Source organism: Polynucleobacter sp. Nonnen-W13, from assembly GCF_018881735.1.
In the GTDB taxonomy this organism is placed as follows: Bacteria; Pseudomonadota; Gammaproteobacteria; order Burkholderiales; family Burkholderiaceae; genus Polynucleobacter.
Genome location: NZ_JACVPU010000001.1, coordinates 790,681 through 803,495 on the forward strand (window position 1 = coordinate 790,681; position 12,815 = coordinate 803,495).

The 12,815-nt window shown below is 46.3% G+C and carries 12 protein-coding genes; all 12 read left to right on the forward strand.

The window, feature by feature from the left end; translation table 11 throughout:
* The first annotated feature begins 7 nt into the window (after window positions 1-7).
* Window positions 8-2,323, forward strand: a complete 2,316-nt coding sequence (gene nuoG / locus ICN27_RS04155; RefSeq protein WP_216269077.1) for an NADH-quinone oxidoreductase subunit NuoG — start codon at window positions 8-10, stop codon at window positions 2,321-2,323.
* 8 nt (window positions 2,324-2,331) lie between these two features.
* Window positions 2,332-3,405 (forward strand): NADH-quinone oxidoreductase subunit NuoH, encoded by a 1,074-nt coding sequence (gene nuoH, locus ICN27_RS04160; protein ID WP_216269078.1) that lies wholly within the window; start codon window positions 2,332-2,334, stop codon window positions 3,403-3,405.
* Between the two features lie 11 nt (window positions 3,406-3,416).
* Window positions 3,417-3,908 carry an NADH-quinone oxidoreductase subunit NuoI gene (nuoI, locus tag ICN27_RS04165; RefSeq protein WP_215306593.1) on the forward strand — a complete coding sequence of 164 codons (492 nt, stop codon included), beginning with the start codon at window positions 3,417-3,419 and terminating at the stop codon, window positions 3,906-3,908.
* A 21-nt stretch (window positions 3,909-3,929) separates the two neighbouring features.
* Window positions 3,930-4,577, forward strand: coding sequence for an NADH-quinone oxidoreductase subunit J (locus ICN27_RS04170; protein ID WP_216269079.1), 648 nt, complete (start codon window positions 3,930-3,932; stop codon window positions 4,575-4,577).
* A complete protein-coding gene (gene nuoK / locus ICN27_RS04175; RefSeq protein WP_015420930.1) occupies window positions 4,574-4,882 on the forward strand; it encodes an NADH-quinone oxidoreductase subunit NuoK in 309 nt (102 codons plus the stop codon). The genes ICN27_RS04170 and nuoK overlap by 4 nt, the downstream gene beginning before the upstream one ends.
* Before the next feature lie 2 nt (window positions 4,883-4,884).
* Window positions 4,885-6,945 (forward strand): NADH-quinone oxidoreductase subunit L, encoded by a 2,061-nt coding sequence (nuoL, locus tag ICN27_RS04180; protein ID WP_216269080.1) that lies wholly within the window; start codon window positions 4,885-4,887, stop codon window positions 6,943-6,945.
* Between the two features lie 24 nt (window positions 6,946-6,969).
* Window positions 6,970-8,436 (forward strand): NADH-quinone oxidoreductase subunit M, encoded by a 1,467-nt coding sequence (locus tag ICN27_RS04185; RefSeq protein ID WP_216269081.1) that lies wholly within the window; start codon window positions 6,970-6,972, stop codon window positions 8,434-8,436.
* Between the two features lie 10 nt (window positions 8,437-8,446).
* A complete protein-coding gene (gene nuoN, locus ICN27_RS04190; RefSeq protein WP_215309971.1) occupies window positions 8,447-9,952 on the forward strand; it encodes an NADH-quinone oxidoreductase subunit NuoN in 1,506 nt (501 codons plus the stop codon).
* Between the two features lie 105 nt (window positions 9,953-10,057).
* Window positions 10,058-10,660, forward strand: a complete 603-nt coding sequence (locus tag ICN27_RS04195) for an NUDIX domain-containing protein (RefSeq protein ID WP_216269082.1) — start codon at window positions 10,058-10,060, stop codon at window positions 10,658-10,660.
* A 60-nt stretch (window positions 10,661-10,720) separates the two neighbouring features.
* The gene (locus ICN27_RS04200) at window positions 10,721-11,248 is read left to right on the forward strand and encodes a DUF1178 family protein (protein WP_216269083.1); all 528 of its coding nucleotides are present in this window, start codon (window positions 10,721-10,723) and stop codon (window positions 11,246-11,248) included.
* A gap of 82 nt (window positions 11,249-11,330) precedes the next feature.
* Window positions 11,331-12,083 carry a transporter substrate-binding domain-containing protein gene (locus tag ICN27_RS04205; RefSeq protein ID WP_215309977.1) on the forward strand — a complete coding sequence of 251 codons (753 nt, stop codon included), beginning with the start codon at window positions 11,331-11,333 and terminating at the stop codon, window positions 12,081-12,083.
* A 44-nt stretch (window positions 12,084-12,127) separates the two neighbouring features.
* Window positions 12,128-12,781, forward strand: a complete 654-nt coding sequence (locus tag ICN27_RS04210; RefSeq protein ID WP_216269084.1) for an amino acid ABC transporter permease — start codon at window positions 12,128-12,130, stop codon at window positions 12,779-12,781.
* The last annotated feature ends 34 nt before the right edge of the window (window positions 12,782-12,815 follow it).

Below are 12,815 nucleotides of genomic sequence, written 5' to 3' on the forward strand. Positions count from 1 at the left end.
AGTGAGCATGGTTGAAATCGAATTAGATGGTAAGTTGGTAGAGGTTCCGCAAGGTTCGATGGTGATGCACGCTGCGAATAAGCTTGATACGTATATTCCGCACTTCTGCTATCACAAGAAATTATCTATCGCCGCTAACTGCCGTATGTGTTTGGTAGAGGTAGAGAAAGCACCAAAACCGTTGCCAGCTTGTGCAACACCAGTGACGCAAGGTATGAAGGTGTTTACGCACTCAGCTAAAGCAGTAGAGGCGCAGCGCTCAGTGATGGAGTTTTTGCTGATTAACCATCCCTTGGATTGCCCAATTTGCGATCAGGGTGGTGAGTGCCAGCTACAAGATTTAGCGGTGGGTTACGGTAAATCAAATTCACGCTACGAAGAAGAGAAGCGTGTTGTATTCCATAAGAATGTAGGACCACTTATCTCCATGCAGGAGATGACCCGTTGTATTCACTGTACTCGTTGCGTGCGTTTTGGCCAAGAGGTGGCTGGCGTAATGGAATTGGGTATGGTCAATCGCGGTGAGCATTCTGAAATCACTACTTTTGCCGGTCAAACCATTGATTCAGAGTTATCTGGAAATATGATTGACATTTGCCCAGTAGGAGCCTTAACAAGCAAGCCATTCCGTTACGCAGCGCGTACTTGGGAATTGGGTCGCAAGCGTTCAGTAAGCCCGCATGACAGTCTAGGTGCCAACACTACGATTCAAACAAAATCTAATAAAGTCATGCGTGTCGTTGCTTTAGAGAATGATGCAATTAACGAATGCTGGATTAGCGATCGTGATCGCTTTGCTTATGAAGGTTTGAATAGTGCTGATCGTGTAACAACACCCATGGTGAAGCAGGGCGGTCAGTGGCTCGAGACTGATTGGCAGTCTGCAATGGATTATGTTGCTCACTCACTCAAAACTATTTCGTCTGAGAGTGGTCCTGAAGCAGTGGCTGCTCTAGCGCATCCAATCTCTAGTACTGAAGAGTTGTACCTTCTCCAAAAGATGATTCGTGGTTTGGGCTCCAATCAAGTCGAGACTCGCTTACGTCAAACTGATGTAAAGGGTTCTGCCTCTGCCCCATGGTTAGGTATGCCGATTAGCAAATTAAGTGAGTTAGACCGGGTTCTAGTAATCGGTAGCTTCTTGCGTAAGGAGCAGCCATTAATTGCTGCACGTTTACGTACTGCAGCTAAACGTAGTTTGCAAGTTTCACGTATAGATACAGGTGGCGATGATTGGTTGATTCCCGCCACTGCTATTGCCGCAACTCCAAGTGCATGGATCAATGCATTAGGCGAAGTTGCATTGGCAGTCGCTAAAGCTAAATCTGTTTCTGCTCCAACTGGTACACCTAACTTAATGGTGTCTGCTACTGCGCAAAAGATTGCGGATAGCTTGCTTTCTGGCACAGCTACTTCAGTATTGCTGGGCTCGGCCGCAATAGCCCATCCATATGCATCTGATTTACATGTACTGGCGCAATTCATTGCTGAGCAGACTGGCGCAACTTTAGGTTTCTTGCCAGTTGGTGGCAACGCTGTAGGTGCTAGCTTGGTAAACGCTAACGGCGCTGGCGTTGAATCCGTTTTATCTGGTGAGCGCCGCGCTGTGATCTTGATGAATATCGAGCCCGATGCGGATTTACCCAATCCTGCGCAAGCACGCGCTGCATTGGCTAAAGCGAATACAGTGATTGCTCTCAGTGCCTACAAGAGTGCCGATCTACTAGAGGTGGCTGATGTCATTCTGCCTATCGCCACATTTACAGAAACAGTATCCACTTTTATCAACGCAGAAGCTCGCACGCAAACTATTCAGCCAGCTGTAAAACCTTTGGGCGATTCTCGTCCAGCATGGAAGGTTCTCCGTGTTCTTGGCGGCTTATTGAATTTAGATGGTTTCCTCTACAACATGCCTGAAGAAGTATTGGGTGAAGCCCTAGGTGATAACTACTGCACGAAGCTTAGCAATCAATCTGTAGTCACTAGCCTGTCTAATGGCAAGGCAACTCCATCAGCAGGTTTAGAGCGCTTATCTGATGTGGGTATTTATGCCGGCGATCAAATCGTGCGTCGTTCATCTGCACTACAGTTAACACGTGATGCAAAGCGTGGCAATCAAGTTGGCTTGGGTCAAGCACTCTTCAATGAGTTGGGCTTGAAAGAGGGGGATGCTGTGCGAGTGACTCAAGGTAGTCAGTCTGCAGATTTGCCTGCCACATTAGAAGTGAACCTAGCCAAGGGTGCCGTCAGAATTTCTGCAGGCACTATGGCTAGCGCTCAATTGGGATCGATGTTTGGTCCCGTAACAGTTAGTAAGGCATAAGGGACGAGATGGATAATTTCTTGAACCTCGTTACCACCCAAGGTGAGGCTATCTTTGGCTCGCTATGGCCACTTGTTTGGGCTTTGCTACGCATTGTGATCATCGTATTGCCGATGTTTGCTGCCGTTGCTTACATGACTCTTTGGGAGCGTAAGCTAATCGGCTGGATGCATATCCGCCTTGGGCCAAACCGTGTTGGTCCTTTGGGATTGCTGCAACCGATTGCCGATGCCTTGAAATTATTGATGAAGGAGATCATTTCTCCAACCCAAGCAAGTAAAGTGCTGTATTTCATTGCACCAGTCATGGTGATCATGCCGGCCTTTGCTGCTTGGGCTGTGATTCCTTTTCAGGCCAAAATGGTCTTGGCTGATGTGAATGCTGGATTACTGTATGTGATGGCCATCTCATCCATTGGTGTTTATGGCGTAATCTTAGCCGGTTGGTCATCTAATTCTAAATATCCATTCCTTGGAGCCATGCGTGCTTCAGCTCAAATGATTTCTTATGAAATCGCTATGGGCTTTGCGCTAGTTACGGTCTTATTGACTTCCGGTTCTTTGAACTTAAGCACGATTGTGGCCTCACAAGAGCAGGGCTATTTCGCCAGCATGGGCTTGAACTTCCTCTCTTGGAACTGGTTGCCCTTGCTCCCGATGTTCCTGATTTACTTCATCTCTGGCGTTGCTGAAACGAATCGTCATCCATTTGACGTGGTTGAAGGTGAGTCTGAGATTGTTGCGGGCCACATGGTTGAGTATTCCGGTATGGCGTTTGCGATGTTCTTCTTGGCTGAATACGCCAACATGATCTTGATCGCTGCTCTAGCATCCACCATGTTCTTGGGTGGTTGGTTGCCGATTGTAGATTTACCAATCCTACGCGATATCCCTGGCTTCTTCTGGCTGTTTGCCAAAACTTTCTTCCTCTTGTCTTGCGTCATCTGGTTGCGTGCCACATTGCCACGCTATCGCTATGACCAGATTATGCGTTTGGGCTGGAAGATCTTTATTCCCATCTCCGTATTCTGGGTAGTTGTCGTTGGCGCATGGGTTGTATCTCCATTGAATATTTGGAAATAAGTTGATCAATCATGTTTAAGAAAATTTCCCAATTCCTCGATAGCTTGATGCTGAAAGATATTTTGGTCGGTATGTCGATTACCGGTCGCTATCTTTTTAAGCCAAAAATTACGATTCAATACCCTGAAGAGAAGACACCTCAGTCTGTTCGCTTCCGCGGTTTACATGCATTACGCCGTTATGAGAATGGTGAAGAGCGTTGTATTGGTTGCAAACTGTGTGAAGCAGTTTGTCCTGCTTACGCAATCACAATCGAAACAGCTGAGCGCGATGACGGTACGCGTCGCACCAGTCGCTATGACATTGATTTGACAAAGTGTATTTTCTGCGGCTTCTGTGAAGAAGCCTGTCCGGTTGATGCTATTGTCGAAACCAATATTTTCGAGTATTTCGGTGAGAAACGCGGCGACCTCTATTTCACTAAAGACATGCTCTTGGCAGTAGGCGATAAGTATGAAAAAGATATTGCCGCTAACCGCGCAGCTGATGCGCCTTATCGTTAATCGAATCGAGCACAAGAACATATGACATTCGATACTTCTACTTTATTCGCAGCATTCTTTTATGCTTTCGCTGGCCTTTTAGTGGTCTCAGCAGTGCGCGTGATTACTGCGCGCAATCCAGTCCATGCCGCACTCTTTTTGGTTCTTGCTTTCTTCTGCGCTTCTGGCCTGTGGATGCTACTGAAAGCGGAGTTCCTCAGCTTGGCCTTAATTTTGGTGTACGTTGGCGCTGTGATGGTGCTCTTCCTTTTCGTGGTCATGATGCTGGATCTGGATCTCGAGCATTTACGTCGCGATTTTAAGAAATTCCTTCCCGTAGCTTTTTTGATGGGTGCTGTCATCGTATTAGAGCTATCGATCGTCTTGATTCGCAGCTTTATCGGCACTAGCACTCCAGTACAGCCCATGCTTGAAGAGATGGCTACAAGTAATACACAAGCTTTAGGCATGTTGATCTTCGTTGACTATGTTTATGCCTTCGAGGTTGCTGGCGTGATTCTGTTAGTGGCCATCATTGCTGCTGTTGCATTGACCTTACGCAATCGCAAGGATTCGAAAGCCCAAAATATTCATGAGCAGGTGAGCGTAAATTCTGCTGATCGTATGCGCATCATCAAGATGGATTCTGATATGGCTGCAAAGCAAGATGCCCGTGGGGAGAAGAAATGACTATTACCCTCGCTCATTATTTAGTGCTCGGCGCAATCTTGTTTGCGACTAGCGTGATTGGTATTTTCTTAAACCGCAAGAACATCATCGTGCTTTTAATGGCTATTGAATTAATGCTCCTTTCGGTGAACATGAACTTTGTAGCCTTCTCTCACTATTTGGGTGATATGGCTGGTCAGGTATTCGTATTCTTTATTTTGACTGTGGCTGCTGCTGAGGCGGCAATCGGTTTGGCAATTTTGGTTGTTCTCTTCCGTAAGGTAGATACCATCAATGCTGAAGACCTTGACCACCTAAAAGGCTAGTCATGCAATTGACCTTAACTCTTCCTGTTCTCTGTGCAATTCCGCTGGCGCCATTATTTGGCTCAGCCATTGCTGGATTGTTCGGTACCAAATTAGGTGGTAACCGCATTGGTAACGGCGCCTGCCAGTTCGTAACTATCTTAGGTGTGATGATTGCTTTCGTTCTGTCTTGTTTTGTGCTCGTACAAGTCATGGATGGTTTCTATTTCAATGGCACTGTCTATCGCTGGATGCAGTTGGGTGAACTCAATCTGGATATTGGCTTCTTAATAGATCCATTAACTGCCACCATGATGTGTGTAGTGACCTTTGTCTCTTTGATGGTTCACATCTATACCATTGGTTATATGAAAGGTGAGGAGGGTTACAACCGCTTCTTCTCCTACATTTCACTCTTTACCTTTGCTATGTTGATGCTCGTAATGAGTAACAACCTCTTGCAACTCTTTTTCGGTTGGGAAGCGGTAGGCGTGGTTTCTTATTTGTTGATTGGCTTCTACTATGAGCGTCAATCTGCGGTATTTGCCAATATGAAGGCTTTCTTGGTCAACCGTGTTGGTGACTTTGGTTTCATTCTCGGTATCGGTTTACTTCTGGCCAGCACTGGATCCATGAACTACGACGTGATCTTTGCTCAGAACACTGCTTTGGCTGCACAAACCTTGCCTGGTACGAGCTGGAACTTGGTAACCGTAGCCTGTATCTGCCTCTTCATTGGCGCGATGGGTAAATCAGCTCAGTTCCCATTGCACGTATGGTTACCAGATTCCATGGAAGGCCCAACCCCAATATCTGCATTGATTCATGCGGCAACGATGGTTACAGCTGGTATCTTCATGGTCTCACGCATGTCACCTTTATTTGAGTTGTCTGATGCGGCGTTGAGCTTTATCTTAGTGATTGGCTCGATCACTGCGCTATTTATGGGTTTCTTGGGTATTGTTCAGACCGATATCAAGCGGGTAGTAGCGTACTCAACACTGTCTCAGTTGGGCTACATGACTGTTGCATTGGGCGTATCTGCTTATCCAATTGCCATCTTCCATCTGATGACGCATGCATTCTTCAAAGCGCTCTTATTCCTTGCGGCAGGTAGTGTGATATTGGGAATGCACCATGAACAAGATATGCGCAAGATGGGTGGTCTCTGGAAATACATGCCAATCACTTGTCTCATGATGTTGTTGGGTAACTTGGCACTAATTGGCACACCATTTTTCTCGGGCTTCTATTCAAAAGACTCCATTATTGAAGCGGTAGCAGCTAGCCATATTCCTGGATCTGGTTTTGCTTACTTCGCGGTCATGGCCAGCGTCTTTGTAACGGCTTTGTACTCATTCCGTTTGTACTTCTATGTGTTCCACGGTAAAGCCCGTTGGGGTCATGAAGATGCTCACGCGCACGATCACCATCATGATCACGCAGAGCAAGGGGATGATCATGCGCACCATGGCTTAGCCCCCGGTCAAAAACCACATGAGTCACCTTTTGTTGTTACTTTGCCGCTGATCTTGCTGGCAATTCCATCAGTCATCATTGGTTACTACACGATTACGCCTTTATTGTTTGGTACTTTCTTTGGCGACTCTATCTTTGTTGATATTGGCAAACATCCTGCCATGAAAGAACTTGCTGAAGAGTTCCATGGTCCGATTTCGATGTCAATACATTCATTGACTTCACCAGTGTTGCTATTGGTGGTGCTGGGTGTACTCACTGCGGCAATTGGCTACCTCTGGGCTCCGAAGTTGCCTGGTGTGGTGGCTCAAGCATTTGCGCCAATCAAGAAGTTGATGGATAACAAATACTATCTCGATGATCTCAACCAGGCGGTGTTTGCTAAAGGTTTGCTATGGATCGGTGGCATCTTGTGGCACCGCGGTGATCAGCAGGCTATCGATGGTTTCTTGGTTAACGGTAGTGCGCATGCAGTAGGGCGCTTATCTGCAGTGATTCGCCATTTGCAATCCGGTTATCTCTATCACTATGCCTTTGCAATGATTGCGGGCTTGGCGGTCTTGCTAGCTTGGGTTTTGTACGCTTACCTGCCTTTTGTTCGCTAGGCCTTTGTTACTTAAGTAGCCATCATGACTCTCTCTTTTGCCATCTGGATTCCGATTTTCTTCGGCATCATTATTTTGTTCTACGGTTCGGAGAAACCGACTGCCGGTGTTCGCTGGTTGGCTCTCGTGGGCTCTGTGCTTGGCTTCATCGCCACTCTGCCTTTGGTGATGGAATTTGATATTGCCAACCCTGGTATGCAGTTTGTTGAAAAGATGAGTTGGATTCCGCGTTACGACATTAACTATCACTTGGGTATCGACGGTATATCGGTTTGGTTTATTGTTTTGACCGCATTCATCAATATCTTCGTGGTGATCGCTGCTTGGGAAGTGATTGACAAGAAGGTTTCGCAATACATGGCCTCTTTCTTAATCCTTTCTGGATTGATGATTGGTGTATTTGCTGCCTTGGATGCTTTGTTGTTCTATGTATTCTTTGAAGCAACCCTCATTCCGATGTACATCATCATCGGGGTGTGGGGTGGTCACAACCGTATCTATGCGGCATTTAAGTTTTTCTTGTATACCTTGCTTGGCTCATTGCTGACCTTGATTGCCATGCTGTACTTGTATAACGCTACCAATACTTTTGATATCTTGGCTTGGCATAACGCCCGTCTAGATATCGTTGAGCAAATCCTACTGTTCTTTGCCTTCTTTATGGCGTTTGCTGTGAAGGTGCCAATGTGGCCTTTGCATACTTGGTTGCCAGACGTTCACGTTGAAGCGCCTACTGGTGGTTCCGTAGTCTTGGCTGCGATCATGTTGAAGCTTGGTGCTTATGGCTTCTTGCGTTTCTCATTACCAATTGCTCCAGACGCAAGTCAGTATCTTGGCCCCTTCATCATTTTCTTATCTTTAGTGGCTGTGATCTACGTAGGTGCAGTAGCGCTGGTTCAGAAAGACATGAAGAAGCTGGTGGCCTACTCATCAGTAGCGCATATGGGTTTTGTGACTCTCGGCTTTTTCCTCTTCAGTCCCCTCGGTATCGAGGGCGGTATCGTGCAGATGATTTCTCATGGCTTTGTTGCGGGTGCCATGTTCCTTTCAATTGGTGTGTTGTATGACCGCATGCATACCCGTCAAATCGCTGATTACGGTGGCGTTGTACACCGCATGCCTGCATTTACAGCCTTTGCAGTCTTGATGGCGATGGCGAACTGCGGATTACCTGCTACTTCGGGTTTCGTGGGCGAGTTCATGGTGATTCTGGCTGCCGTGGATTACGACTTTGTGATTGGTATCCTGGCAGCAACCGCCTTGATTTTAGGTGCTGCTTACTCTTTATGGATGGTCAAGCGTGTATTCTTCGGCACAATTACCAATCAGCATGTTGAGGAATTAAAAGATCTCAATGCGCGCGAGTATTTCATGATGGCAGCACTATCTATCTGTGTGATCGGTATGGGTGTTTATCCAAAGCCTTTTACCGACATCATTCATCCAGCTGTGATTAATCTGCTACAGCATGTTGCTGTTAGCAAACTCTGAGTAAAAGCTAATGCAAGCATTTGACCTATACGCCGTCCTGCCAGAACTCGTTTTACTTGTAGTCGCCTGTCTTTTGTTGGTGGCAAGCGTTTATGTTCCTGAGCGTCAGCCAGCAACCCCTGGTGTAGAGCAAGATATTTTCCATACGCCACGTGGTGTTGGCTTTGTTTACTTTTTCACCATCATCCTGTTGGTCTACTTGATTATTGCTTTTGTAGCTCGCATGGGAGACGTATCCATCGTAGCTATGAATGGCTTATTTCAGTCAGATCCCATATCAAACCTCTTGAAAGCTTGTTCATGTGCTGCGGTATTGGTGAGCTTGGTGTATTCAAAACAGTATCTGACTGATCGCGCATTATTCCGTCCTGATTTCATTGTCTTGGTTTTGTTAGCCTTGTTAGGTCAATTTGTATTAATCTCTGGCGCAAACCTACTGACACTCTATTTAGGTCTTGAGCTGATGGCTTTGCCAACCTATGCCCTGGTGGCGATGCGTCATAGCAGCGAGAAGAGTGTTGAAGCAGGCATTAAGTACTTTATTCTTGGAGCTCTGGCATCTGGTTTCTTACTCTACGGCATGTCTATGTTGTATGGCGTTACTGGATCACTAGATTTAATTGAGATCTTCCGCACTGTTGCTGATCCACGCGTCAATCATTTGGTTATGGCCTTCGGCTTGGTATTTATCATCTCCGGCTTAGCCTTTAAGTTGGGGGTTGTGCCGTTTCATATGTGGGTGCCGGATGTGTACCAAGGCGCTCCGACAGCGGTGACTTTAATGATTGCAGCTGCACCCAAGCTAGCTGCTTTTGCTTTGCTTTTCCGACTCCTGGTAAATACATTGTTGCCGCTGATGGGTGATTGGCAGCCAATGCTGGTGATTCTTGCCGTTTTATCCTTAGTAGTAGGTAACGTCACTGCTATTGCGCAAACCAATATTAAGCGGATGCTGGCTTATTCTGCGATTGCGCAAATGGGCTTTGTATTGCTCGGCATGTTGTCCGTGTTTGATGATCATGCATTTAGTGCATCCATGTTCTATGTCATTACCTATGTATTGACTACCTTGGGTAGCTTCGGTCTGCTCATGATGTTGTCACGCAAGGGCCATGATTGCGAAACGATTGACGACCTCAAGGGTTTAAATAAGCGTCACCCTTGGTTTGCCTTCATTGGCTTAGTAATGATGTTCTCTTTGGCTGGTATTCCGCCAACAGTGGGCTTTGCTGCCAAACTTGGCGTACTTGAAGCTCTCGTTGATGGCGAGCATACTTTCTTGGCCATTATTGCAGTGATCGCATCCTTGATTGGCGCCTTCTACTACTTGCGAGTGGTTAAGGTGATGTACTTTGATGAGCCAAAAGAAGAGCATGCTGCTGAGATTTCTGGATCTGGTTTTGCCCGCGGACTGTTGAGCTTGAATGCGATATTGGTTCTGGCTTTAGGGATCCTTCCAGCCGGGCTGATGGCTGTTTGCTTGGATGCAATGCGCCGCACTCTGCTAGGCTCATAGGCGGAATCATCAATTAACTTGCGATATAGGCTCCTCATCGGAGCCTTTTCTTTTGTTGTCACCCAGATTTTGTATGATGGACCTTCAATTAATGAAAGATGCACCATGACTGAAAAATCATTTAAAGACTTGCCAATTGGCGATGCCCATTTAAGGGAAGAGCGCTTGTCCGGTGAGGATATTTACGGTGGCATCTTTTTGAATATGAAGCGCGATCAAGTGAGTCTGCCAGATGGAAATCAGGCGGTGCGCGAGTATCTTACTCACCCAGGCGCAGTCGCTATTTTGGCGATCCTAGATGATGGCAGGGTACTGATGGAGCGCCAATATCGCTACCCCATTGCAAAGGCCTGTATTGAGATTCCTGCAGGTAAGTTGGAGATTGGTGAAGATCGATTGCTTTGTGCTCAACGAGAGCTTGAGGAGGAGACTGGCTACTCTGCAAGTAAATGGAGCTTTATACGCCGCATTCATCCGGTGATTTCGTATTCTACGGAATTTATTGATATCTATCTCGCTGAAGGTTTAGTCACTGGCAAAAGCCACTTGGATGATGAAGAGTTTTTGGATGTATTTGCTGCTCCTTTAGAGCAATTATTGGATTGGGTAGAGCGGGGGGAGATTACGGACGTCAAAACAACGATTGCGACCTATTGGTTGGATCGCTATCGTCGCGGTTTAGTGAGTCCTAAGCCTATCTCGGGCTAATCTAACTATCCCTTAAAATAGGTCTATTGAATTTGGTATTTTTGCCCCTATATAGATCTTATGAAAGTTTATAACCTCGCTTGTCCACTGTCTCATCGCTTTGAGGGGTGGTTTGTCTCTGAAGAGGATTGCCTTGCACAGCAAGACAAGGGAATGCTGGCGTGCCCTATTTGCGATAGCACGGAGATTTCCCGTATGCCATCGGCTCCCCATATTGCTAAATCAGGATCTAGTAAAGATACCCCGACTTCAACTGAGCTTGCCGTTGCCAGCTCAGCCGCAACGGATCCGGCTGGCGTCAGTGGCACATTAAGTGGTGATGTTGTTGCGTTGACTGGTAGTGACCATTCTCAGTTGGAGGCACAGGTACAGGCAGCCTTTTTAAAGGGTATGCGTGAGTTGATGGGGCGCTCTGAGGACGTTGGGAGTTCTTTTGCCGAAGAGGCTCGAAAAATTCACTATAAGGAATCTCCTGAGCGCAGTATCCGCGGTCAAACCACGCTTGACGAAGCTGAGGCTTTGCGTGATGAGGGGATTGAGGTATTGGCAATGCCTATGATGCCTGCCTTCAAAAACACCTTGCAGTAGCCAGCGCCTCCCTAATTCCCCTATACTTGGTGTGCACCCAGAGTCTGGATATCACCATTGATTAGGATAGGAGAATTACCCCATGAAACGCATTTTTCTAGCATTGTTTGCCGCTGTTCTAGTGCTCACCATTGCGGCTTGCTCCAAGTCCCCCGATACCAAAGAAATTAAGGTTGCTGTTTCTCCTGCATCTCCCCCCATGTTATTTGATGACAAAGGGCAGATTGTTGGCGTTGATATGGATATTTTTCAGGGCTTCTGCCAGTCTCGTGGATGTACTTTAAAAGTCACTCCGTACGATTGGGCGGGAATGTTGGGTGCTGTATCTAGCGGTCAGGCTGATGTGGCTTTCTCAGGAATTTCTATTACTGATAAGCGTAAAGAGGTGATGGATTTTTCTCAGCCTTACTATGACAATGCTTGGCATCTTGTCAGCATGAAAAATAAAAATATTCAGATCACTGATTTGAATCAACTCAAGAAATACTCTATCGGCTATCCACGTGGCATGGCTTACGATGATCTCATCAAGAATGAGCTAGAGCCAAAAGGCTACTATTCATTAAGTAAGGTTAAGCTCTACCCCTCATACGCAGAAGTGATTACCGATCTGCAGAATGGCAATTTGGACTTAGCCTTTATTGAGGAACCTGTATTTCTAAATTACGAAAATAAACTGCAGTTGCCGATTCAGAGTAGCTACGTATTTAAGGGTTTTGATAAGCTAGGTTTTGCTTTTGCTAAAGGCTCTAAGCTACGCGATGATTTTGATAAATACCTCAATGAACTGGGGCCAGAAAAAATCAAAGCCATTCTTGATAAGTGGATGAAGTAAGCCCCATTTATTAACAACTTAATCAGTAGTCAAAAGGCTGCCCTGTGACTTTTCTGGATATTCTTGCCCAGTTAGCTCAGGGCATTTCTTATACGGTTCTGGTAACTCTCGTTTGCTCACTAACAGGCTTAGTAGTCGGCTTATTTTTAGCAAGCCTACGCCGTCTCGATATTTATTGGTTAACCCCGCTGATTGACTGCTATACCTATGTCTTTAGGGGTGTACCAGTGTTGGTCTTACTATTTATGGTGTACTTTGGTTTACCAGGGATTGGCTTTAAAGTTCCACCCTTAATGGCGATGGCACTCAGTTTGGGTTTAGTGGCATCCGCCTATTTAGCCGAGGTATTTCGGGGGGCGTTTAACTCAGTAGATCCCGCTGAAGTGATTGCTGCTCAGGCTATGGGAATGACTCGTATACAGGTTCTCAGGTTTATCGAGTTACCCCAGATGCTGCGATTTTCTGTGCCGGGCATGGTCAATGAGTTCACCTCAGTTCTCAAATATTCTCCATTTGCGTATACGGTGGGGATCCCTGAGATTACCAAGCAAGCGATGACACTCACCTCTACCACGCTGCGTGGCATTGAGGTCTATCTAGCCGTGGGCATTTTATATTTTGTGATTTACCGAATTTGCTTAGTTGGTGTACAACTTCTGAGTAAGCGTTTCCAAATTCCAGGCATGTCTCCAGCATGAGCGCGAGTACTACATTATTTAAAGAGGTAATCCT